Genomic DNA, 22,657 nt, shown 5'->3' on the forward strand with positions numbered 1-22,657 from the left:
CGGGTCAAACTCCGGCGCGGGCCTCCAGCTTGAGGAAGAAATCCCGCAGGATCGGGTTGCGCTTTACATGGGTGACGTAACGCATCAGATGCCGGCCGCGATCGGTGCTGTAGGTGGTGTTGTCGGTCATGACCGGCGTGGGGAGAAGGACGCTGGGCGCCCAGGTGTCGTCGAGCAGCCAGCCGACGGGGGCCATGTCCCAGATCTCCTTGGCCCAGCCGAGGTGATCGTCGGAATATTGCTTGAAACGCATGGCAAGAAACCTGCCGATCTCGCCGTGTGGTTCGACATAGCGCTCGATCTCGGGGACGGTGGACTGCAGATGCGACACCACACCGTTGCAGGGCACCAGTACCAGCGGCACACCGGACTCGAACAGCACCTGCGCGCCGCCCACATCCTGCCGAAGATTGAACTCCCGCTGGTGCGGCCATTCCAGCGCATGGCCACCGAGCCAGACCACGACCGTGCGGTCGATGATGTCCGGCGCCCTGAGCAGGGCCGAGGCCACATTGCTGATGGCGCCAATGGCAATGACATAGAGCGGGCTGTCGGGGGAGCCGCGGCGGGCCCGGGCGATCAGGTCATCGACCGCTGGCGCGTCGCGCGCCGTTCTGGCCAGGCCGACATAGTCGTCCACGCCGCGATGCACCAGTCCGTCAGGATTGACGTCGAGGCGCTCGAGCAGCGCGAGGATCTCGTCGTAGCTCAGTTCCATGCCGTGCCCCGGCCCGGTCGAGCGATCGTTGAAGAAAGGCGCCGCATAGATCGCCTCCAGAGCCAGGCGTTCGGGCGAGAGCAGCACCTGTACCAGAGCAAACTGGTCGTCGATCTCGTTATAGGTGTCGGTATCGAGCACACAGCGCAGCGTGCCGGCGCGCGGGGCCAACAGGTTCAGGCGGGCAGTATCTGACAGAGACAAGGCGTCCTCCTCCAGGCATGTCGGGATCTATCCAGATCGTCACGCACGATGTCGGCGCAAGCTACCCATTGGTCGGAAGGGGCGCAGCGGCGGCTTTGCGGGCACCCAGAGGGTCAAAAGAGTTCCCAACGTCGCTGCAGGACAAGACGAGCCGGTTCGCGGCGGCGATCCGGAAGAGTCACCAGCCGGTCGCGCGGGGGCTGACCTGTCGAGCTCAACTCATGTCGTATGTGATTGGAACTGGAATGGTGGAGCTGAGCGGGATCGAACCGCTGACCTCGTCATTGCGAACGACGCGCTCTCCCAACTGAGCTACAGCCCCGTTCCAGTGAGTGCGTGTTTAGCCAATCGCGCGGCTTTGGCCTAGCCCCTTTTTCATCAGATGAGGTGCTGGTCGATCAGGCTCCGGGCAGTCGCGGTGACGGATTGCTCGGTGGTGATGAAGGGGCGGCCGAGCAGGGCCTTGGCGTCGAGGGCTTCGGTGCGCTTGACGACGCCCAGTTCACCCAGGTTGCTGCGGATATCCTTGTCGAACAGGGCGAGCAGCCGGACCAGCCATTGCGGCGCCTCGATGCGCGGCAGCTTGCCGGCATAGGCGGGGAAGGCGGGGCGGAGCATGTTGGCCATCTGCAGGAAGCTGTGGGTGGGGCCGGCAGTGAGAAAGCGGCGGCCGCCGGCTTCGAGCGCGGTCATGGCCTTGACCTGCACGGCGGCGACATCGCGGACGTCGATGAGGGAGAACCAGATCGGCGGCGCGGCCGGGACGGTGCCGTTCATCAGCCGCTGCACCAGGGCGACGGAGGTGCCGGGATCCTCATCGAGCAGCGGGCCCATGATGCCGCTGGGATTGACGACGGCCAGGTCCCGGGTGCGGCCCAGCCGCTCGGCAATGGCCCAGGCTTCCTTTTCGGCGCGGGTCTTGCTCTCGATATAGGCGTTGACGCCGCGACCCTCGAGATTGGTCCAGTCCGAGGCGATGAAGGGCGCCGTGCGCGCCTTGTCGTGGCCGTACATGACGGCGGCCATGGACGAGGTGACGACAACGCGTTCGACCTGGCTGGCAAAGGCGGCTTCGAGCGCCCGGCGGGTGCCGTTGACGGCGGGGCGGATCAGTTCCATCCTGTCGTCGGGCATCTTGGTGACAAAGGGCGAGGCGACGTGCTGGAGGTAGCGCACGCCCTGCATGGCTTCGGTCCAGCCGGCATCGCTCATCAGATCGAGGGCGACGAACTCGAGCCGCGATATGTCGGCGCCGGCTTTGGCGAGGGTGTCGCGGACCTTGTCGGCCTTGTTGAGGTTGCGCACGCTGCCGCGTACTGTAAAGCCCGCCTCAAGCAGTTGCAGGGCGACGTGGCCGCCGAGAAAGCCGGAAATGCCGGTGACAAGGACGCGATCTGACATGGTTTCAGCCTTATTGGGGGTGCATTGAACGAAATGTATGTTATTCGTTCAATTCGTTCAAGATGACCGATTCAGTTTCCGCCCCGACCCGCAAACTTTCTCCGGAACGGCGTGCCCGTATTCTCGATGCGGCGCGGACGCTGATCCTGCGCGTCGGGCTGCGGGCGGCGACGATGGAAGCGATTGCGCGCGAAGCACGGATCGCCAAACCGACTCTCTATGGCTATTTCGCCGACAAGGAGGCGGTCTACAGCGCCATTCTCGAGGACCTGTTCCTCGAAATCCGGGCGGCTTTCGCGGCGGGGCTCGGCAGCGGGACAGACGTGGTCGAGCGCATCGCGGCCGGTGTTGCCGCCAAATACAAGGTGATCAACCGCTTGCTGGCGGCCTCGCCGCACGCCGCCGAACTCTATGACGAGCAGGCGCGCATCCCTGCCGGGCGTGCCGCTTCCGGGCTGGATGGCGATGTCGAGAGCGCGGTGACGCGCGTGCTGGAGGCGGCGGGCGTGGCGCGCCCGCGGCCGCTGGCGCAGCTGATCCTCGCTGCGTCATTCGGCATTTCGCGCAAGGCCCAGAGCCCGGCCGAGATCGGGCCGGCCATCCGGCTGCTGGTGGAGCGGCTGGTGCGGCCCGAACTCTAGCGTCAGACCCTCGCCCAGGCGCTGGTCTTTTCGCTGGCGAACACGGCATCGATCACCCGCATGTTGAGGATGGAATCCTCGATGCCATAGGGCAGCGGCTTGTCGCCGAGCACCGCGAGGGCAAAGGCCTCGGCCTGTTCGGTGTACTGGTCGACCGGGCGGATGATCTCGCGCCGGGCGAGGCTGGTGTCGAGCGACATGCCGGAATCGACCAGCAATGCGGTGGGCGAATCGGGCGGGGCGTTGAACGGGATGACGATCTCGACGCGGCCCTTGGTGCCGATGACCTCGATGGTCTGGTGCGGCACCGACTGGGTGGAGCAGGTGAAGCTAAGCTGCCGGCCATAGCCGAAATCGGCAATGACGCTGGCTAGCCGGTCCGTCTTGAAGTCTGGATCACGATCCACCAGCGAGACGACGCGGACCGGTTCGCTCTCGAACAGATAGCGGGCCGCCGTGATCGGGTAGCAGCCGATATCCATGATGCCGCCGCCGCCGATCGCGGCCTGGTTGCGGACATTGCCGGCATCGTCGTTGAAGTAGCAGAAGGCGGCGCGGATGGAGCGCAGTTCGCCCAGTTCGCCGGAGCGGACGATTTCGCGGGCGCGGTGCCATTGCGGGTGGAAGCGGATCATGAAGGCTTCCATGACGATGACGTCGGACGGGCACTCGCGCAGGCCCTCGGCTTCCTTGGCATTGAGCGCAATGGGCTTTTCGCAGAGCACATGCTTGCCGGCCTTGGCGGCGGCCACCGTCATGGGGACATGCAGGTGGTTGGGCAGCGGGTTGTAGATGGCGTCGACATTGGGGTCGGCGAACAGTTCTTCATAACTGCCATAGGCGCGCGCATGGCTGCGCAGTCCGAGGTGTGAGATGGCCGAATGCGCCCGGCCTAGGTCGCGCGAGGCGATGGCAACGACTTCGGAATGTGCCGATTTGAGGATGGCGGGGATGACCTTCTGTACCCCGATATTGGCGGTCGACAGGATGCCCCAGCGGACTTTGCGTGATTCAGTCATCGTTCAATCTCCTCATCCGCGCGGGACGCTAGCGGAACTCGCCGGGCCCGTCCACGCCACAAAGGTGCGCTTGCAGAATTGAACAGTTTTAGGTCTGACACTGGAGTCCAGATGTGCGAAAATAGCGCCGTTGACTCGGTCTTGGGACAAGTGTTGGGACACTTGGGCAGACAATGGACGCGTTGCGGAATGATCCGGGGGAGACGGTTTGGGCGCTGCATGGGGCGGCCGATCCCGGGCTGCCGGTGGCAGACAAGCTGGCCGAGTGGCAGCGCCGGCTGGCGCTGCTGCGGCTGACGGCATTGCAGGCCGAACTCTGTGGCGGCAGTCGCGCCCGGCTCGTCGAGCAGGCCATGTCGCTGGGGCATGAAATCTATCGTGACCGCAAGATCTTCGTGGCGCTGGTGGCGGCGCTGGAACGCGAGAGCCGGGTCGATGAAGTGCAGGCGGGATGCGACCGGGTGACGGCCGGGGTGCGGCAGTTGCTGCGGCAGGCGGGCTACTGCGACAGGTAGCGGCTGGAAATCCAGCCTTCGCCGACCTCCTCCAGCGCCACATTGGTCCAGCCGTTCTGTTCGCCGAGCACGGTGACGGTGGTGCCGGCGGCGGCAACGGTAACGGCTTCAGCCTGCATGCCCGGACCGGATCGCACATTGACGTCGGTGACGACGCTGGCCGTCAGGGTCGGCGTTTCGGCGGGGGCGGATCGCGGCGTCAAGGAGATGGTGCGCGGTGCCGGCGTGGCTTCGGCCAGCGCGCGGCGCTGCGCCAGTTCGTCGGGCGTCGGTTCGCGCACGGCCACCAGGTAGCTCGGCCGCAGCGGCTCGGCAGATGTCGAAACCGACAGCTCTTCGGCCGGCTGCATTTCGCCCATGGCAAGATAGGCGGTGCCGACAAGTGCGGCGAGTGCCAGGCCGGCAAGACCGGCGGTGCGGCCTGGTGAAATCCTCGAAAACGGTATCTGCATGGTCCCTGCTCCTTCGTGGGGAGTAACGGGTTGCGGCGCGGACAAGTTCCAACGTGCGCCCGGTGCGGCGGGAGATCGCAGGCCTGTACGGCCAGCAACAATGTCCACTTGCATCTGACTGACCGGTCAGTTATGTATATCTGACTAGACAGTCAGTTACGACTGACGAGGAGATGCTTGATGGCCGACGACCAGACCCGTCGTATTCCGAAATTCCGCCGGCGCGCCGAGGCGCGGCCGGACGAAGTGCTGGATGCGGCGCTGGAGCTCTTCATCGAGCAGGGGTTTGCGCAGACGCGGGTCGATGACATCGCCAAGCGGGCCGGCATCTCGAAGGGCGCCGTCTATCTCTATTTCGAGTCCAAGGAAAAGGTGCTCGAGGGGCTGGTGCGCCGGGCCGTGGTGCCGATTGCCGAGAACGCGCTGGGCTTTCTCAAGGAGTTCGAAGGCGATCCCCGGCTGGTCATCACCATGGTGCTCAAGATGCTGGCGGGGCGGTTCAGCGATCCCAAGACACTGGCCATACCCAAGCTGGTGCTCGGCGAGGTGCGGGCCTTTCCCGAACTGGCGCGGATGTATCGCGAGGAGGTGCTGGACCGGATCATCCCGGTGATCGAGGCGCAGGTGGCGCGCGGCGTCGACCAGGGCTATTTCCGTCCGGTCGATCCGCACCTGACCATCCGCTCGATCATCGGGCCGCTGGTCCTGCACATCGCCATGGCCGAGGTGTTCGGCATCATGCCCGAGGGTGGCCTCGGCTTTGACCGGCTGATCGACAACCACGTCACCATTCTTTTCGACGGGCTGAGTGCGCCGCAGGGCGCCAAGCTCTGGTCGAGCAGCTGAGGAGTTCGGCAATGGACCACATCGCCGCCTTTTTCGCCGGCCTCCTGGCCCTGCTCCCCGGCATGGGTCCGGCGCCCGAGCCGGTCTGGAACGGCTATGTCGAGGCAGACTATGTCTATGTCGGCACCGTGACCTCCGGAACCATCACCGATATCGCGGCGCAGGAAGGCGAGATGGTCGAACCGGGTGCCATGCTCTTCCGGCTCGATGACCGCCAGCAGCAGGCGAGCCTGCGGGCCGCGCAGGCGCAGGTGGAGGCGGCGCGGGCCAATGCGGAAAACCTCGAGACCGGCAGCCGGGTCGAGGAACTGGAAGTGATCCGCGCCAGCCTCGCCAAGGCGGAGGCCGATCTCACCCTGGCGCGGACGCAGGCAGACCGCAGCGACAAGCTGCTGGACGAGGGACTGGTGCCGCAGGCCAAGGCCGATCAGGACCGGGCCACGTTCAAGAGCGCCGAGGCGCAGGTGGCGCAGTTGCGGGCCCAGCTCAAGGTGTCGGAACTGCCGGCGCGCGACACGCAGCGGCTGGCGGCCATTGCCAACCTCGCGGCGGCGGAAGCCGATGCCGACCGGGCGCAGGCGGCGCTCGACGACAGGGTCGTACGGGCGCCGGCCGCCGGCCGCATCGAGAAGGTCTATTTCGATGCCGGAGAGCTGGCGATGGCCGGCACTCCGGTGCTGGCGCTGCAGCCGGCCGATGCGATCAAGGTGAAGTTCTACGTCCCCCAGGCGCAGCGAGCGTCGCTGGCGCTGGGCGACAGGCTGGACGTGAGTTGCGATGGCTGCGCGACGGACATTGTCGCCACCATCACCTCTTTCGCGTCCGACCCGCAGTTCACGCCGCCGGTGATCTACAGCCGCGATGAACGCAACCGGCTCAGCTTTCTGGCAGAGGCGCGGATCGATGCCGGTGCGGAACTGCATCCGGGGCAGCCGGTGACGGTGGGCAGATGAGCGACGAGCCGGTCATTTCGGTCCGCGGCCTGACCAAGAGTTTTGGTGACAAGCGGGTGGTCGACCACTTCGACATCGAAGTGCCACGCGGTGCCATCTACGGCTTTCTGGGGCCGAACGGCTCGGGCAAGACGACGACCATCCGCATGCTGTGCGGCCTGCTGACGCCTGATGAGGGGGAGGGCACCTGCCTGGGGTTCGACGTGCGCAAGCAGGCCGAACGGATCAAGGAGCAGGTCGGATACATGACGCAGAAGTTCTCCTATTACGAGGACCTGTCGATCCGCGAGAATCTCGACTTCGTGGCCCGCATGTACCGGCTCGACCGGCGCCGGGAGCGTGTCGACGCGGCGCTGCGCGATCTCGGACTGACCGACCGGCAGAAGCAGCTGGCCGGATCGCTGTCGGGCGGCTGGAAGCAGCGGCTGGCACTGGCCGCCTGCCTGCTGCACGACCCGCGGCTGCTGTTGCTCGATGAACCGACGGCGGGCGTCGATCCCAAGGCGCGGCGGGACTTCTGGGACGAGATCCGGCGGCTGTCGGCCAGGGGCGTCACCGTGCTGGTATCGACCCACTACATGGACGAAGCCGTGCAGTGCGATTTCATCACCTACATCGCCTATGGCAAGAAGCTCATCGACGGACCGTCGGCGGACATTCCGGCAATGGTCGGGCTCGAGACCTGGCGGGTGGAAGGTCCGGACCTGGCGGCGCTGGAGCAGCGGCTGAAGGCCGAGCCCGGCGTCGAACAGGTGGCGCGCTTCGGCTCGGTGCTGCATGTGTCGGGGACTGACAAGGCCACGCTCGACGCGACGGTCGAGCGACTCAAGGGCGACGGCACGCATCGCTGGAGCCTGCAGGTGGCGGGGCTGGAAGAGGCCTTCATCTACCTGATGGCAGGCTCGCGCGACAATTACGCCGGCGAGACCGGCAAGGCAGCGGCGTGATGGCGTTCTCGCTCAGCCGTTTCGGCGCCATTCTCTACAAGGAATTCATCCAGATGCGGCGGGACCGCGTCACCTTTGCCATGATGATCGGGCTGCCGATCATCCAGCTCATGCTGTTCGGATTTGCCATCAATGCCGATCCGCGCCACCTGCCGACGCTGGTCGAGATGGGAGACGACGGGCCGCTGACCCGGGCGGTGATCTCGAGCATGGCGCAATCGGGCTATTTCGACTTCCAGGGGGCAGTGGGCAGCACGGCGGAAGGCGAAACCGCGTTGCGGCGCGGCGACGCCAATTTCGTCGTGGTCATTCCGCAGAATTTCGAGCGCGATGTCATCCGTGGCCGCAACCCGGAAATCCTGCTGGCGGCCGATGCCTCCGATCCGTCGGCTGTCGGCGGCGCGGCGAGCGCGCTGACCGGCATTGTCGGCGTCGCCATCCGCGAAACCCTGCACGGGCCGCTGCTGGCCAGTGCCGGCGGGGCGGCGCCGTTTTCGGTCGCGGTGCAGCGCGAGTACAATCCGGAGGGCAGGACCTCGACCAATATCGTGCCGGGGCTGCTGGCCATCATCCTGTCGATGACCATGGTGATGATCACCGCGGTGGCCATTGTCAAGGAAAGCGAGCGCGGCACCATGGAAATGCTGATCGCCACGCCGGCGCGGCCGCTCGAGGTGATGCTGGGCAAGATCCTGCCCTATGTGTTTGTGGGCTACGTGCAGGCCGTGGTGTTCCTGCTCGCGGCGGCGATCATCTTCGCAGTGCCGTTCGAGGGCAGCTGGCTGGCCTTCTTTGTCGGCTTCAACCTCTATATCGTGGTGAACTTGGCGCTGGGTTTCCTGATCTCGACACTGTCGCGCAGCCAGATGCAGGCCATGCAGCTGTCGTTCTTCACCATCCTGCCCTCGATCCTGCTGTCGGGCTTCATGTTCCCGTTTGCCGGCATGCCTGACTGGGCACAGGTGCTGGGCACCGGCGTGCCGGCGACGCATTTCCTGCGCGTGGTGCGGGCGGTGATGCTCAAGGGCGGCGACGTGGCCGATGTCAGCGAGGAGTTCGTCGCCATGGCGATCATCCTGCTGGTGATTTCCGCCGTCGCCATGCTGCGCTACCGGCAGACACTGGACTGATATGACCGCTTGCGGGGTTGCGTTCCCCGCCCGGTTTGCGCCATTCCATGCACACCAAAGAGACGCGACGACTCCTGCCGCCCGTCCCAGCACCTCATCCAGGGAGCGAAACGTGATGCGCACGACTATCCGTCTGACTGCTATCGGAGCAGGCCAGTGACCCGGAAACCAACCGGTGCCACGGCTACTGCCGGAGCCTCCACCCTGACCGATGCCGACGACAATCGCGGCCTTAACCTGCTGGTGCTGAGCCTGCTGGCGCTTGGACTGGGCATTTTCACCGGCTTCGGGGCGCTGCTGTTCCGCGACCTAATCAACCTGGTGCACAACCTGTTCTTCAACGGGACGATCAGCCTCGACTACGACGCCAACACATTCACCGAGCCGAGCCGCTGGGGGCCGCTGATCATTCTGGCGCCGGTCATCGGCGGTATCATCGTCACGTGGCTGGTCAGCAATTTCGCGCCGGAGGCCAAGGGGCACGGCGTACCCGAGGTGATGGACGCGATCTACTACAAGGAAGGCAAGATCCGGCCGGTGGTCGCGCTGGTGAAGTCAGTTGCCTCGGCCTTTGCCATCGGCAGCGGCTCATCGGTGGGCCGCGAGGGACCGATCATCCAGATCGGTTCGGCGCTGGGCTCGACCCTGGGGCAGATCATCAACATGCCGGTGGGGCAGCGCATCACGCTGGTGGCCGCGGGCGCCGGTGCGGGCATTGCGTCCACCTTCAACACGCCGATCGGCGGCGTGATGTTCGCGATCGAACTGATGCTGCCCGAAGTCAGCGTCGCGACCTTCCTGCCGGTGGCGATCTCGACCGGGGCAGCAACCTTCGTCGGGCAATGGTTCTTCGGTCAGGCGCCGGCCTTCATCGTGCCGCCGATCGATGCGGTCAGCGCCGACGCGAGTGCGGTGGGGCTGCTGGTGCTGTATGCAGCACTTGGCGGCGTGACGGGCGTGGCGGCGGCGGGCTTCATCCGGCTGCTGCATTTTGCTGAAGACTGGTTCGAGAAGATCCCTGGCCGCTATACCCGGCACATTGTCGGCATGCTGGCCGTCGGCACCCTGATGTATGTGCTGTTCGTGACGCTCGGCGAGTACTATGTCGATGGCGTCGGCTATGCGACCATCGAGGCGATCCTGAACAATAACCTGACGGTGGTCTGGCTGTTGCCACTGCTGTTCGTGGTCAAGGCTCTGGCCACGTCCACCAGCCTTGGGTCGGGGTCGTCAGGCGGCATCTTCTCGCCATCGCTGTTCATGGGCGCGACGCTGGGGGGAGGCTTTGCCGCGCTGCTACAGGCAATCGGCGTGCCGCTGCCGCTCAGCATCCCGGCTTTCGCCATGGTCGGCATGGGTGCGATGGTGGGTGGCGGTACCGGTGCGGTGATGACGGCGATCACCATGACCTTCGAGATGACGCGCGACTACAATATCGTCATGCCGATGATCCTGGCGGTGGCGACCAGCGTCGGGGTGCGCCGGTTGCTGCAGGTCGAGAACATCTACACCGTCAAACTGGTCCGGCGCGGCCGTTCGATCCCCAAGGCCCTCCACTCCAACATGTTCCTCGTCAAACATGCGCGCGACGTGATGGACAGGGACGTGCTGGTACTGCCGGCAGAGGCCAGTTTCGACGATTTTCTGCGGCAGCACGAAGAGGAAGGCAGGCTGCGACACGTGGTGGTGGTGCGCGGCGACCAGATCATTGGCGTTATCCGCGTCAATACCGGCCTGCGGCGCGGGCTGCAGAGCACGCATACCGGCGTGACGCTGGCGGATGTGGCCAGCCGCGATTACACCATCGTCGGCGCGGACCTGGTCGCCTCGGACATCATCGAGCGGATGTGGCGCAAGAATGCGCTGATGGCCGTGGTGGTCACGGGGCACGGCGTGCCGCGAGCTGACGACGTCGCCGGTGTGATCACCCGCGAGCATGTCGCAAACTCGGTCGCCGAAGGACTCAAGGTCTATCCGCGCTAGGGCGGCAACCGCTACTCGCCGAGGGCGGCCCGCATCTGGCCGATGAGGCGCTGGTCGTCCCAGTAGTTGGCCTGCAGCCACGGATCGGCCTGGTCGACCTGGGCCTGGTCCTTCGCCACCCAGCCGATGCGGAGGGCGACGCAGTGACGGTGCGGCTGGATGTTGTACATCTGCGCCATGGCCTCGAAGACCCGCTTGGAATGGCCATAGGCATTCTGGTTGTGCATGGCCCAGCGGGTCTTGGGGTCGGCCCAGTCCGAGGACGGGATGACGACGCGGCGGATGTCGTAGCGATTGCAGGCGGCGAGCAGGCGGCCGGTATCGACGACGGCCTGCCAGTGGATGGCGTCGTCGTCGCCGACATTGGCGCTGGTGGCGACATGGATGAGACCATCGGCCTTCTCGAAGGCGGCGCGCACGGCGGGGGCATCGTAATCGATGTCGGACAGCGAGGCGACGATATCGGCACCCGGTACCCGGTCGATGCCGATGGTGTCGGGAAAGGCCGGCATCAGCCGACGGCCGATATTGCCCATGGCACCAACGATAATCACAGTCATCCGGCTACTCCGAGCATCTGGTCCTGCAGCATGCGCAGGACATACAGCCGCGTCATGACATCGGGCGCGGCATTGGTCTTGGTCAGCAGTTCACCCTTCTTGACCGGGGCGACCACGCGGCCGCCTTCGAGCAGGCCGACGGGGACGGCGCCCAGCGCACGGGCTTCGGCAGCCTGCATGATGTAGCTGCGATAGCAGGTCTCGCCGATGGCATCGAAGGTCTCGCCAATGGCGAGGTCGCGCTTGGCGACGGCGCAGACTTCGGCGACCGGGTTGGGCAGGGGCACCATGTCGGGCCGGCCATAGAGCATGATGCGCGCCGCCGTCAGCGGCACCTCGAGCGAGGTCAGGTGATAGGGACGGAAGAGCGCATAATAGGGACCGACGCCGACATGCAGATCGTCCATGCGTTCGATGATGCGCGGATGCTCGGCCTCGACGATGACGAAGACGCCCGGCGCGACGCCCTTGCCGATGGTGAAATCGACAACACCCTTGCGGGTGAGGATGCCGCCGTCCTCGCGGGGGATCAGCACCTTGGCCATGTCGTCGCGGTCGGCCCGGGGCCCGTGCATGCCCGGCACATCGGGCACCAGCCCGGTGGCATTGGCGATGGCGCACATCTCGACCATGGTCTTGGAGCCATCGACGAATTCGACCAGCATGCGCGGGTTCATGTTCCGGCGCGCCGCTTCCTCGCGGTAGTCGTCGGGCACGGCGTCATGGTTGAGCGGGTTGTTCTTGCCCTTGCCGGCCGACACGATGCGATAGCCGAGGGCGCTGGCGAATTCGATCAGCTCCATGCAGCTGGAGGGTTCGTCGCCGGCGCCGACAGAATAGATGACGCCGAGGCGGTCGGCCTCATGCTTGAGATAGGGGCCGATGGTGACATCGGCCTCGACGTTCATCATCACCAGATGCTTGCCGTGCTCCATGGCCATCAGGTCATAGTCGGCGGCGACACCCGGCTTGCCGGTGGCATCGATGACGACATCGATCTGCGGCGTGGTGACCAGGGTCTCGGCCGAGCAGATGGCGAGCTTGCCCATCTCGATGGCGCTGGACACCTTGCCAGCGGTGTCGGCCTCGATGGCCCGGCTGTCATCGCCATAGGCAATGGTGAGCGCATCGCGGACGGTCTGCGGGCGGCGGGTGGCGACGGCGGTGATCTCGATGCCGCGCATCAGGGCGCCCTGGGTGACCAGGTCGGTGCCCATCTCGCCCGAGCCGATGACGCCGACGCGGATCGGGTTGCCGGAGGCGGCACGCTCCGCCAGATCGCGGGCAATACCGGTCAGGTGAACATTGGTCAGCGGGCTGGCGGGGACGAGCGGTTTCATTGTAGGCTGATCTAGCACCGCGCCCTTGCCTTGGGAACCAGCAAAGGGTGAAGGTGGTTGGGCTTGCCGACCGGAGGCCCCATGACAGAGCAGATCCAGACCAGTATCGAAGGCCATCTCGGGGTCATTGCGCTCAATCGCCCCGAGGCCATCAACGCGCTCAACCTGGCCATGATCGAGGCCATCAGCGCTACCCTGACGCAATGGGAGAGCGACGACCAGGTGCGGGCCGTGCTGTTCGAGGGGCGAGGCATCCGCGGCTTCTGCTCGGGGGGCGACGTGCGGGCGGTGCGGGAGGCGGTGCTCAGCGGCGACGTGGACCGGGCACGCACGTTCTTTGCCTTCGAATATGCGATGAACGGGCAGATCGCCACCTACCCCAAGCCGATCGCCGTGATCGCCGACGGCGTGGTGATGGGCGGCGGCATCGGCATTGCCGGGCACGCGCGCTACCGCTTCACCACGGCGAACGCGCGTTTTGCCATGCCCGAGGCGGCGATCGGCTTTTTCTGCGACGTGGGCGTCAACGAGATCCTCGGCAAGGCGCCGCTGCACCGGGCGCTGCTGTTCGAACTGAGCGGCCAGGCCGTCGGCGCTGCCGATGCGCTGGCGCTGGGCCTGACCGACTGCGCCGTGGCGCCGGACCGGCTGGATGACGTGCGCGCCGCCATCGTCAGTGCGGCGGGCGCCAGCAAGATCGATGCGGCGATTGTGGCGATCATGGAAGCAGAGACCATCCAGGCGGGAGAGCGGAGCTTCTGCGATCTGGCCGACCATCTCGAGGAGGCCCTGCTGCTCGACGATCCGGTCGAGATCATCGCGGCAATCGCGGAGTCGGGCGCGGCGCCGGAGCTCGCAAAGCTGCTGCAGTCGCGCTCGCCGACCAGCCAGGAGGCCATCCTGCGCAGCCATCTGGCGGCGCGCAAGGCGACCGGCATCGCGGCGATCCTGGCGCTCGACCTGCGGCTGGCGCACCTGCTCAGCGGGCTGCCCGACTTCGCCGAAGGGGTGCGGGCAGTGCTCGTCGACAAGGATCATGCGCCGCAGTGGCAGGCGCTCGTTCCCAAGCGCGAGATTGCCCAGATAACGGCGGTTTGAGGCCTGCGGCCCGCGCCGAATTAGCACTTCTTAAACCGTTCTTGTGGAAAGTGCCCTTTGGGATACATCCTTCCTGGGGGCAGCCATTTCATGGCCGAAACGCACACTATCAGCATCGTCCTGCCGGCGATTGTCGACCTCGATGCTCTCGATAGCGTTCGCGACAAACTCATCGATGCCGTTGAATTGGGGGCGGTCGATGTGAACGCAGGAGCGGTCGAGCGTGTGTCCACCAACGCACTGGTGATGCTGATCAGTGCCGGCGAGACGGCTCGCCGCAACAATTTCGAGTTTCACGTCGACGGTGCAAGCCAGCCCATGCTCTCGGCCATCGACCGGTTGGGCTTCGGCCCGAGCTTTTCCGGCATGATGAAAGGATAACTTTTCGATGCGCGTACTGACCGTAGACGATTCCCGAACCATTCTGGCGATGCTGCACCACACCCTGAGCAATGCCGGGTTCGAGGTGCTGCAGGCCGAGGACGGGCAGAAGGGCCTCGACGTCCTCAAGACCGAGAGCGTCGATATCGTCATCACCGATATCAACATGCCGGTCATGGATGGCATCGAGTTCATCAAGAACGTGCGGGCCTCGGGCCTGCATAACAGCCTGCCGATCCTGATCCTGACCACCGAGACGAGCCAGGACAAGCGCGATCAGGGACGGGCCGCCGGCGGTACCGGCTGGATCGTCAAGCCGTTCGATCCGGAAAAGCTCATCAGCGTCATTCACCGCGTCGTCCACTAATTAAACCCCAAAAGGGTAGCCCGGTTCACATGAGCGATCTCGACGACTTCAAAGCCACTTACTTCGACGAGTGCTCCGAGCTGCTGCTCGACCTCGAGGAACAGTTTGCCGCCATCGAGGATGGCGATCGCTCCAGTGATCGGCTCAATGCGGTGTTCCGCGCCATCCACTCGATCAAGGGCGGCGGCGGAGCGTTCGGCTTCACGGCGCTGGTGGCGTTTGCGCATGCCTACGAAACGCTGCTCGATCATGTCCGCGACGGCCGTGTCGAACTCTCCGAGCCGACGGCCGCGCTGTGCGTGCGCGCCAACGATATCGTGGCCGACTTCGTGGCCGCGGCGCGTGACGGCGAGGACCTTGCTGCCGACCACGGCGCCGACGAGAAGGCCCAGTTCGACGCGCTGACACGCGGCGACCTGCCGGAAGGCGAAGACGGCGAGCATATCGAAGAGTTCGACATCGACTTCACGCCGGTCATGGTCAAGATCGGCGATGATGACGAGGACGAGGTGTCGGCCGAGGAAGAAGCCGAGGCCGACGACGTTTTCGCCGCTGCGCCGCTGCTCGTCGAGCCGGGCCACTGGGAAATCAAGTTCACGCCGCACAGCGAGCTCTATGCGCGTGCCAACGACCCGCTGCTGCTGTTTCGCGAACTGGCGAGCCTGGGCGAGATCCAGGTCCGCGCGGTGTTCGAAGAGGTGCCGCCGCTCGCCGATTTCGAGCCGTTCGGCGTCTATTGCTCCTGGGAAATCAGCCTCAATTCGCCGACGGCCACCGAAGGGGCCATCGCCGAGGTGTTCGAGTTCGTCGAAGGCAATTGCGATATCTCGATCGCCCAGCTGACCTCGACGCCTGCCGCCGGCATGGCCGAGGCAGCGCCGGTTGCGCCCGCTCCGGTCGAAATGGCCGAGGCCGAGGCGGACGAGCCGACACTCAGCTTTGCCGAACTGGCCGAATCCATTGCACCGCCGCCGCCCAAGCCAGCTCCGGCACCGGCGCTGCGGGCCGTGCAGGATGACGGCGACGACCGCCGGACGGGCCAGGAGGATCGCCGCGGCAATGCCGTGCAGTCGATCCGCGTCGATCTCGACAAGGTCGACCGCGTCGTCAACATGGTGGGCGAGCTGGTCATCACGCAATCGATGCTGACCCAGCAGATGGATGAAGTGCTGCGCGCCCGCTATCAGGAACTGGTGCGTGGCCTTGAAGTGCTGGCGCAGACGACCCGCGGGCTGCAGGACTCGGTGATGGCCATCCGGGCCCAGCCGGTGAAGTCGGTGTTCAGCCGCATGCCGCGCCTGATGCGCGAGCTGGCTGCCAAGACCGGCAAGAAGATCAAGCTCGAGACGATCGGTGAGAACACCGAAATCGACAAGACCATCATCGAGCAGCTTTCCGATCCGCTGACGCACATGATCCGCAACTCCGCCGACCACGGAATCGAGTCGCCAGAAAAGCGCCGCGCTGCGGGCAAGAACGAGACCGGCACGATCCGGCTCTCGGCCGAGCAGGCCGGCGGCAATATCCTGATCATCGTCGAGGACGACGGCGCGGGCATCAACCGCGAACGCGTGCTGGCGGTGGCCCGTGATCGCCTCGTGGTCGGCGCCGATCAGCAGCTGACCGAAGAGCAGATCGACCAGCTCATCTTTGCGCCGGGCTTTTCGACCGCGTCGGAAGTGTCCGACATCTCCGGCCGCGGGGTGGGCATGGACGTGGTGCTCTCCAACATCAAGAAGATCGGCGGCTCCGTGCACGTCAAGAGCTGGACCGGCAAGGGGACGCGCATGACGCTCCGCCTGCCGCTGACGCTCGCCGTGCTCGATGTCATGCTGGTCAAGGTGGCGGGCTCGCCCTACGTCATTCCGCTGTCGTCGATCGTCGAGACCATCCAGTGCTCGCGCGCCAATTTTTCGCGCATGCCGACCGGCAACCAGGTGCTGCAGGTGCGCGGCGAATATGTCCAGGTCGTCGATCTGGCATCGCGCTTCGAGATGCACACCGACGCCAGCGACGAGAGCCGCTTCGTGGTGCTCTGCGAGGCCGAGGGCGGGGTGAAGGTGGCACTGGTCGTCGATGACATCATCGGCCAGCAGCAGGTTGTGATCAAAAGCCTCGAAGAGAACTTCCAGTCGATCGAGGGGATCGCTGGCGGCACCATTCTCGGAGACGGCAATGTTGCCCTCATCGTGGATGTGCAGGGGCTCAAGTCTTCGATCGGTCATAAGAGCGCCGCGTAGAAGCGGCGTCAGGAAAGGCAAGTTGATATGGAAAACCTTGGTTTCAAGGATGAGACTTCAGGTAACCCGGGTGCCGCGGCGGCTGCCAATTCGCTGCAGCTGATCGCATTCTCCATCGGGGAGCAGACCTACGGAGTGGAGATCACCACCGTACGCGAAATCCGCGCCTGGAACGGCGCGACGCCGCTGCCCAACACCCGCGAGTTCGTGCGCGGCGTCATCAACCTGCGCGGCACCATCGTGCCGATCTTCGATCTGCGCGCGCGCTTCGGCGAAGGCGTGACCGCCCCGACCAAGAACCATGTCGTGGTGGTGATGTCGGTTGGTGAAAAGTGGGTCGGCATCCTGGTGGATGCGGTCAGCGACATTCTCACCGTGTCCAAGGATGAGATCCACAACGTGCCCGAGGGCAACTCGGTCGATACCGAACTGCTGAACGGCATCGTCACGCATGACAGCCGCATGGTCGGGCTGATCGATCTCTACGCCGTGGTGGCGGGCGCCAAGCTCGACAGCTAGGCGTTCTCGCCGTCCCGATCGAACGAGGGCGCCGACCGGCGCCCTTTTTCATTGCCGGATGACCGCCCCCAAGGCAAGAAGCAGCGCCCGGGTGAGGCGGGGCGATTGGCAGTCGTCAGGTCATGGAAAGTCAGGGGAACCGGCGGGCGGCCGGCAGAGGTTGCTAGAAAAGCTCGGCGTCGCCGCTGGAGCCATTTGCTGCAACACCGGAAAGCGCCGGGACGCGCAGTTCGTCGAGCACCAGCATCGACCAGATCTGGTCATAGTCGGACAGCGGGGCAGTGGCCGGCAGCAGGGCGAACTGGCGCACGGCCAAGGCCATGTTCTGGCAACGCTGCTCGATGCGATCCTGACCCTGCAGCGCCGAGATGATCATCGCCACCGCTTCCTTCTTGGCTTTTTCGGGCGGCAGATTGCGGTCGGCGAGGACTTCGAGCGCGAGCGTAATGCCTTCAACCATTGCTGCCGACTGACGCGCGGTTTCGTCGAGCTCGCGTGCGAGTTTCTGCAATGACATCTATGCCTTACCCCCGAATGTATCAGCCCATACTAAGGGGGCAAATCTGAATGGCTTCTTTCCGGGGCGCATAGTGTGGGAACCGTTCGTTGCCGTGGTTAGCGCTTCACTAACGAATTGTCTCCTAGGGTGGAGCAGTTCCGGCTCAAAGGTCTTCTCAATGGCAGTGCCCAACTCTCTACCCGCCGAATTCGACCGCGGCGTGGTAACGACCGTCCATCAGGGGGACTGCCTGGTTTCTGAAGATGCCAACCTGACCTACTCGACGGTCCTGGGCAGCTGCATCTCGGCCTGCGTGCGGGATCGGGTGGCCAATGTCGGCGGCATGAACCATTTCCTCCTCGCCGAGCAGTCCGGGTCGGCCAAGGATCGCTATGGCGCTTCGGCGCGTTACGGTGCCTTTGCCATGGAGCAGCTGATCAACAAGGTGCTCAGCAAGGGCACAGGGCGCAAGCATAACCTCGAGATCAAGGTGTTCGGGGGCGGCAAGATCAACGCTGCGCTCGATGATGTCGGCGCCAAGAACATCGAGTTCGTGCGCGGCTTCCTGGCGGCCGAAGGCTATGCGCTGGATGGCTCGGATCTGGGCGGCATGTTCGCACGCCGCGTGCTGTTCAAGCCGCATTCCGGGCGGGCTTTCGTCAAACGTCTCGACAACGCCACGGGCGCCAATGTCGCCAAAGAGGAACTGCTCATCGTGTCGCGTCCGGTGGTCAAGCCGCCGGTGGACGATATCGAACTGTTCTAGCGGCGCAGGCCTCGTCGTTAGCAAACCGTTACCGAAGGGCCTGCGCGCAAAGGTTTGGTTAACCATTGCGCGCCTAGTGTCGGCTGCATGACCGGTCGATTTGCCTACGGACTGCCCCCACCATGTCGCGCACCCATGTAGCGCTGATCGCGAACTGCTGCTGGCTGCTGGCACTGCTGGCGGCGGGCGGAGCATTATTTGCCCTTGGAGTCACCCTGGCCGGTCTCATGGCAGGCGCCGTTGCGGTCGCCGCCGGGTTTGCCGGCAGCGCCTATATCGGCAGCCGGGTGGAGCGCATGCACGCGCGCAAGCTCGACGAGCTCGGCCGGGCGGTTGGCGTCACCCGAGCCGGGGAAGGCGTCAGTGTCGAGGCCATCATCAAGAACCTCTGCAGCCGCCTGGAGCGGGCCAACCAGTTCAAGATCGCTTTCAATGGCCTGCGCCAGCCGGTCATGCTGCTGACGGCCGAAGGGGAGATCGTCGGCGCCAGCCATGGCGTGCTGAGCATCGATCCGCGCGCCGTGGAAGGCCAGAATGCCGAAGCGGTCTTCGGCCCCGGCTTCCTCGAGGGCGGCGGTATTGCGGCGGAGGGGCTCGTGCAGCTGGGCGACATCCGGTACGCGGTATCGCAACGGCCCAGCAGCGGCGGGCGCATGGTGCTGGAGATGACGCCGGCCGGGCAGTTCATCGCCGACGATGACCTCGATGCCTTCGCATCGGCGCTCGAAAGTGGCCAGACCTCGTTCCGGTTCGGGGCGCAGGCGGTGCAGAAATCGACGGCATTGCGGGCCCTGCAGGATGGTCTGGAGAGCTTTGACGACGGCGCGCGCGCCATGGCGCAGATGCTCGCCGGAGAGCTCGTCGACGCTGCTTTCCTCAATTCGAACAAGGGGTTTGCACCGCAAGTCCGGGAACTGCACGATACGCTCTATGCCATTCTGGACGAGCGTGACGAACTGGCAGCGGAGCGCGACCGGCTGGAAGCCAAGATGCAGGCGGTACTCGATGCCATCGATCGCTACCGCGAGACCGTGACGGTGATGGCCGAATATGCCGACCGCAGCCGCGCGGGGCTCGTCGCTGCCAGCGGATCGATCGAGCAGGGCCGGGGCCGGGCCAAGACCGTGCGCGACCTCGAAGCCAAGGCCAAGCTGATGGCGACCGATGCCGGCCTGGCGGCGCGGCGGACGGAGGCTGCGGTCGAGGGCGTCGATGCGACCACGGCCCAGATCGACAAGCTGATGTCGGCAATCGAGGATGTCAGCTTCCGCACCAATCTGCTGGCGCTGAACGCCGCGGTCGAGGCGGCGCGGGCGGGCGAAAAGGGCGCCGGTTTCGCCGTCGTCGCCGACGAGGTGCGCATGCTGGCGCAGACCACCCAGCATACCGCCAAGGAAATCCGCCAACTCGTCAGTTCGAGCCGCACGCAATCAGTGTCGAGCATGAGCGAGTCTGACAAACTCAAGAAAATTCTGACCGATCTGGGCGATCATTTAGAGAATCTAAGCAATGAGACGGACATGATCGCCGGCGCACTGGATGAAGGCAGCACCGCGATCTCCCGGCTCGACACCGATGTCGACGCCCTGGGACATGAAGCGGAGCGGGCCCTCTTGCTCCCGGTGCGACGGAAATCGGCCTAAGCATCCCGCTTGGCCGCGGACCGGACAGATGGGGTGGCAGCATATGGAACAGGGCGAAATTGCCCTCAGCGATCGCGAGTTTTCTCGCGTCAAGGCACGCGTTTACGAGCAGGCCGGCATCTCGCTGAGCGATGCCAAACGCACCCTTGTGGTATCGCGACTCTCCAAGATGGTCCGGCAACTCGGCCTCGACTCCTTCGACGCCTATCTCGACTTCCTCGAGAGAGGCGGTTCGGAGCGGGATGCCCAGGACTTCGTCAACGCGCTGACCACCAACCTGACCCGCTTCTATCGTGAGGATCACCACTTCGATCATCTGGTGAGCTATGTCGGTCAGCTGATGGAACGTCGGCCCCGGGTCGGCCCGGATGGCAAGCCGCGGCTGCGCATCTGGTCGGCGGGCTGCTCGACGGGGCAGGAGCCCTACACCATTGCGATGTGCCTGCTGGGCAAGCTGCCGGAACTCAGGCGCTGGGACTTCAAGATTCTGGCGACCGATATCGACACCAACGTGCTGGCCAAGGCGGCCAGCGGGGTCTACCCGGCGACCGAACTGAGCGGGCTCAGCGCCGAGCGCGCGCGACCGTTCGAAAAGAGCGCCGGCGGCGACATCCAGGTGCCGATGGCCATCCGATCGCTGATCTCGTTCAAGCCGCTCAACCTGATGACGGCCTGGCCCTTCAAGGGGCCGTTCGATGCCATCTTCTGCCGCAACGTGGCGATCTATTTCGACAAGCCGACGCAGGGCCAGCTGTTCGGCCGGCTCGGCAAGATGCTGGCGCCGGAAGGCTTCATGTATATCGGGCATTCGGAAAATGTCGGTTCGGGCGGCGAAAGCTTCCGGCTCGTGGGCAAGACCATCTACCAATCCAAACTGGTTCAGAAGACAAGAGACGCAGCATGAGCATCAAGGTGTTGGTCGTTGACGATTCCGCGCTCATTCGTGAGGTGCTGTCGCGTACGCTGGGCAAGGACGGCGACATCATCGTGGTGGGGACCGCCGAGGATCCCATCGACGCGCGCGAAAAGATCAAGAAGCTCAACCCCGATGTCGTGACGCTCGACATCGAAATGCCGAACATGAACGGGTTGCAGTTCCTCGACAAGCTGATGCGCCTGCATCCGCTGCCGGTGGTGATGGTGTCGACCCTGACGACAAAGGGGGCCAGCGAGACGCTGCTGGCGCTCGAACTGGGCGCCATCGATTTCGTCGCCAAACCCAATGCGACGCTGGCCGGCGGTCTCGAGGCCTTCGGCGAAAACCTGCGCCAGAAGGTGCGCGCTGCATCCCATACTGATGTCCGGTCGCGTTCGATGCGGGTGACGGCGCCGGTGGTGGCCGTGCGCACGGCCGCCGCACCGCGCGGTTCACTGATTGCCATCGGCGCCTCGACCGGGGGCGTCGAGGCCATTCGCGTCGTGCTCTCGACCATGCCGCCGGACTGTCCCCCGATCGTGATCGCGCAGCACATGCCGCCCGGCTTCACCTCGCGCTTTGCGGCGCGGCTCGACGAAGTCACCGACCTCACCGTGGTCGAGGCGCAGGATCGCATGCCGCTCGAAAGCGGCCACGCCTATGTCGCCAAGGGTGACCATCACCTGCGGGTGGAACGCAGTTCCGGCCAGCTCAAGTGCCGTCTGACGCAGGACGAACTGGCCTCGGGTCACCGGCCGAGCGTGGACGTGCTGTTCGAGTCGGTGGCCAAGCAGGTCGGAGCGATGGCGGTGGGCGCCATTCTGACCGGCATGGGCCGGGACGGCGCGCGCGGCCTCAAGCAGATGCGCGAGGCAGGTGCCTATACCGTCGGCCAGAGCCAGGCCTCGGCGCTGGTCTACGGCATGCCGCGGGTGGCCTTCGAGGAGGGCGCCGTGGTCGAGCAGTCTCCGGTCGAGGGCATCACGGCGCGTCTCGCGGCGGCCCTGACACGTATCAAAAGTGCGGCGTAACCGTGCCGTCGCAATTGAGGGAATGGTAACGGTTTTTGCCTACGGTTGTGTCTCGCGCGCGGCCTTCAGGCCGGGCAGCTAGAAGGCGAAGAGTAACAATGCCGAAGGCAAGTGCCGTCAACGTTCTGATCGTGGATGACCAGCAGTCGATGCGGGGCATCTGCAAGTACATCCTCACGCAGCTCGGCTTCACGACCATCATCGAGGCCAAGAGCGGTCGCGATGCGCTGGGCAAGCTGGAAAAGAGCAATGTCGATCTCATCATTTCCGACTGGAACATGGATGATATCGACGGCCTGACGCTGCTCAAGGTGATCCGCAAGCACCCCAAGACGCAGGCGATGCCGTTCATCATGGCCACCGGCCGTTCCGACAAGGAACAGGTGAAGGAGGCGATCTCGTGCGGGGTGAACAATTACATCATCAAGCCGTTCGACGCCTCGACGATGAAAAAGCGCATCGAAGCCGTGATCGGCGCCCTGAGCTAG

General features: G+C 65.0%; 24 protein-coding genes and 1 tRNA gene. 17 read left to right on the plus strand and 8 right to left on the minus strand.

Annotated features, from left to right (window positions below; translation table 11 throughout):
• Positions 1 to 4 precede the first annotated feature (4 nt).
• The 3 genes from AC0L4C_RS07140 to AC0L4C_RS07150 form a co-directional block, all read right to left on the minus strand.
• Complete coding sequence (locus AC0L4C_RS07140) at positions 5 to 922, minus strand: nucleoside hydrolase (protein WP_473402933.1); 918 nt, start codon at positions 920 to 922, stop codon at positions 5 to 7.
• A gap of 246 nt (positions 923 to 1,168) precedes the next feature.
• Positions 1,169 to 1,244, minus strand: a tRNA-Ala gene (locus tag AC0L4C_RS07145).
• A 56-nt stretch (positions 1,245 to 1,300) separates the two neighbouring features.
• Positions 1,301 to 2,323 (minus strand): SDR family oxidoreductase, encoded by a 1,023-nt coding sequence (locus AC0L4C_RS07150; RefSeq protein WP_473402934.1) that lies wholly within the window; start codon positions 2,321 to 2,323, stop codon positions 1,301 to 1,303.
• 62 nt (positions 2,324 to 2,385) lie between these two features.
• Between AC0L4C_RS07150 and AC0L4C_RS07155 the strand changes: the two genes are divergently transcribed.
• Positions 2,386 to 2,964 carry a TetR/AcrR family transcriptional regulator gene (locus AC0L4C_RS07155; RefSeq protein ID WP_473402935.1) on the plus strand — a complete coding sequence of 193 codons (579 nt, stop codon included), beginning with the start codon at positions 2,386 to 2,388 and terminating at the stop codon, positions 2,962 to 2,964.
• A gap of 2 nt (positions 2,965 to 2,966) precedes the next feature.
• On the opposite strand, the gene AC0L4C_RS07160 is transcribed toward AC0L4C_RS07155, so the two are convergent.
• The gene (locus AC0L4C_RS07160; protein WP_473402936.1) at positions 2,967 to 3,983 is read right to left on the minus strand and encodes a Gfo/Idh/MocA family protein; all 1,017 of its coding nucleotides are present in this window, start codon (positions 3,981 to 3,983) and stop codon (positions 2,967 to 2,969) included.
• A 173-nt stretch (positions 3,984 to 4,156) separates the two neighbouring features.
• Here AC0L4C_RS07160 and AC0L4C_RS07165 point away from each other — a divergent pair, with 173 nt between their 5' ends.
• Positions 4,157 to 4,498 (plus strand): hypothetical protein, encoded by a 342-nt coding sequence (locus AC0L4C_RS07165; RefSeq protein ID WP_473402937.1) that lies wholly within the window; start codon positions 4,157 to 4,159, stop codon positions 4,496 to 4,498.
• Here AC0L4C_RS07165 and AC0L4C_RS07170 read toward each other — a convergent pair.
• Positions 4,483 to 4,950 (minus strand): SH3 domain-containing protein, encoded by a 468-nt coding sequence (locus AC0L4C_RS07170; protein WP_473402938.1) that lies wholly within the window; start codon positions 4,948 to 4,950, stop codon positions 4,483 to 4,485. The genes AC0L4C_RS07165 and AC0L4C_RS07170 overlap by 16 nt on opposite strands.
• A 180-nt stretch (positions 4,951 to 5,130) precedes the next feature.
• Between AC0L4C_RS07170 and AC0L4C_RS07175 the strand changes: the two genes are divergently transcribed.
• The 5 genes from AC0L4C_RS07175 (at position 5,131) to AC0L4C_RS07195 (ending at position 10,809) form a co-directional block, all read left to right on the plus strand.
• Positions 5,131 to 5,796 (plus strand): TetR/AcrR family transcriptional regulator, encoded by a 666-nt coding sequence (locus tag AC0L4C_RS07175; protein ID WP_473402939.1) that lies wholly within the window; start codon positions 5,131 to 5,133, stop codon positions 5,794 to 5,796.
• An 11-nt stretch (positions 5,797 to 5,807) separates the two neighbouring features.
• Positions 5,808 to 6,749: an HlyD family secretion protein gene (locus AC0L4C_RS07180; RefSeq protein ID WP_473402940.1), complete on the plus strand. Its 942-nt coding sequence runs from the start codon at positions 5,808 to 5,810 to the stop codon at positions 6,747 to 6,749.
• Positions 6,746 to 7,696, plus strand: coding sequence for an ABC transporter ATP-binding protein (locus tag AC0L4C_RS07185; RefSeq protein WP_473402941.1), 951 nt, complete (start codon positions 6,746 to 6,748; stop codon positions 7,694 to 7,696). Before AC0L4C_RS07180 ends, AC0L4C_RS07185 begins: the two co-directional genes overlap by 4 nt.
• A complete protein-coding gene (locus tag AC0L4C_RS07190; protein WP_473402942.1) occupies positions 7,696 to 8,826 on the plus strand; it encodes an ABC transporter permease in 1,131 nt (376 codons plus the stop codon). The genes AC0L4C_RS07185 and AC0L4C_RS07190 overlap by 1 nt, the downstream gene beginning before the upstream one ends.
• A 156-nt stretch (positions 8,827 to 8,982) precedes the next feature.
• Positions 8,983 to 10,809 carry a chloride channel protein gene (locus tag AC0L4C_RS07195; RefSeq protein ID WP_473402943.1) on the plus strand — a complete coding sequence of 609 codons (1,827 nt, stop codon included), beginning with the start codon at positions 8,983 to 8,985 and terminating at the stop codon, positions 10,807 to 10,809.
• An 11-nt stretch (positions 10,810 to 10,820) separates the two neighbouring features.
• Here AC0L4C_RS07195 and AC0L4C_RS07200 read toward each other — a convergent pair whose 3' ends face one another.
• Positions 10,821 to 11,369: an NAD-dependent epimerase/dehydratase family protein gene (locus AC0L4C_RS07200; RefSeq protein ID WP_473402944.1), complete on the minus strand. Its 549-nt coding sequence runs from the start codon at positions 11,367 to 11,369 to the stop codon at positions 10,821 to 10,823.
• Complete coding sequence (locus tag AC0L4C_RS07205; RefSeq protein WP_473403472.1) at positions 11,366 to 12,682, minus strand: NAD(P)H-dependent oxidoreductase; 1,317 nt, start codon at positions 12,680 to 12,682, stop codon at positions 11,366 to 11,368. Before AC0L4C_RS07205 ends, AC0L4C_RS07200 begins: the two co-directional genes overlap by 4 nt.
• 108 nt (positions 12,683 to 12,790) lie before the next feature.
• On the opposite strand from AC0L4C_RS07205, the gene AC0L4C_RS07210 reads away from it, so the two are divergent.
• The 5 genes from AC0L4C_RS07210 (at position 12,791) to AC0L4C_RS07230 (ending at position 17,314) form a co-directional block, all read left to right on the plus strand.
• Positions 12,791 to 13,807, plus strand: coding sequence for a 3-hydroxyisobutyryl-CoA hydrolase (locus AC0L4C_RS07210; protein ID WP_473402945.1), 1,017 nt, complete (start codon positions 12,791 to 12,793; stop codon positions 13,805 to 13,807).
• Between the two features lie 90 nt (positions 13,808 to 13,897).
• A complete protein-coding gene (locus AC0L4C_RS07215; RefSeq protein WP_473402946.1) occupies positions 13,898 to 14,188 on the plus strand; it encodes an STAS domain-containing protein in 291 nt (96 codons plus the stop codon).
• A 7-nt stretch (positions 14,189 to 14,195) separates the two neighbouring features.
• Complete coding sequence (locus AC0L4C_RS07220; protein WP_473402947.1) at positions 14,196 to 14,555, plus strand: response regulator; 360 nt, start codon at positions 14,196 to 14,198, stop codon at positions 14,553 to 14,555.
• A 29-nt stretch (positions 14,556 to 14,584) separates the two neighbouring features.
• Positions 14,585 to 16,795 (plus strand): chemotaxis protein CheA, encoded by a 2,211-nt coding sequence (locus AC0L4C_RS07225; protein WP_473402948.1) that lies wholly within the window; start codon positions 14,585 to 14,587, stop codon positions 16,793 to 16,795.
• A gap of 27 nt (positions 16,796 to 16,822) precedes the next feature.
• Entirely contained in the window at positions 16,823 to 17,314 is a 492-nt protein-coding gene (locus tag AC0L4C_RS07230; protein WP_473402949.1) for a chemotaxis protein CheW, read from the plus strand.
• 163 nt (positions 17,315 to 17,477) lie between these two features.
• Here AC0L4C_RS07230 and AC0L4C_RS07235 read toward each other — a convergent pair whose 3' ends face one another.
• Entirely contained in the window at positions 17,478 to 17,825 is a 348-nt protein-coding gene (locus AC0L4C_RS07235) for a hypothetical protein (RefSeq protein WP_473402950.1), read from the minus strand.
• A gap of 166 nt (positions 17,826 to 17,991) precedes the next feature.
• Here AC0L4C_RS07235 and AC0L4C_RS07240 point away from each other — a divergent pair, with 166 nt between their 5' ends.
• The 5 genes from AC0L4C_RS07240 to AC0L4C_RS07260 all read left to right on the plus strand — a co-directional run bounded on the left by AC0L4C_RS07240 (position 17,992) and on the right by AC0L4C_RS07260 (position 22,657).
• The gene (locus AC0L4C_RS07240) at positions 17,992 to 18,579 is read left to right on the plus strand and encodes a chemotaxis protein CheD (protein WP_473402951.1); all 588 of its coding nucleotides are present in this window, start codon (positions 17,992 to 17,994) and stop codon (positions 18,577 to 18,579) included.
• A gap of 122 nt (positions 18,580 to 18,701) precedes the next feature.
• A complete protein-coding gene (locus AC0L4C_RS07245) occupies positions 18,702 to 20,222 on the plus strand; it encodes a methyl-accepting chemotaxis protein (RefSeq protein ID WP_473402952.1) in 1,521 nt (506 codons plus the stop codon).
• 43 nt (positions 20,223 to 20,265) lie between these two features.
• Positions 20,266 to 21,126: a CheR family methyltransferase gene (locus AC0L4C_RS07250; RefSeq protein WP_473402953.1), complete on the plus strand. Its 861-nt coding sequence runs from the start codon at positions 20,266 to 20,268 to the stop codon at positions 21,124 to 21,126.
• Positions 21,123 to 22,169 carry a protein-glutamate methylesterase/protein-glutamine glutaminase gene (locus AC0L4C_RS07255; RefSeq protein ID WP_473402954.1) on the plus strand — a complete coding sequence of 349 codons (1,047 nt, stop codon included), beginning with the start codon at positions 21,123 to 21,125 and terminating at the stop codon, positions 22,167 to 22,169. The genes AC0L4C_RS07250 and AC0L4C_RS07255 overlap by 4 nt, the downstream gene beginning before the upstream one ends.
• 98 nt (positions 22,170 to 22,267) lie before the next feature.
• Positions 22,268 to 22,657 carry a response regulator gene (locus AC0L4C_RS07260; RefSeq protein WP_473402955.1) on the plus strand — a complete coding sequence of 130 codons (390 nt, stop codon included), beginning with the start codon at positions 22,268 to 22,270 and terminating at the stop codon, positions 22,655 to 22,657.

The organism is Devosia sp. J20-27 (genome assembly GCF_055808595.1).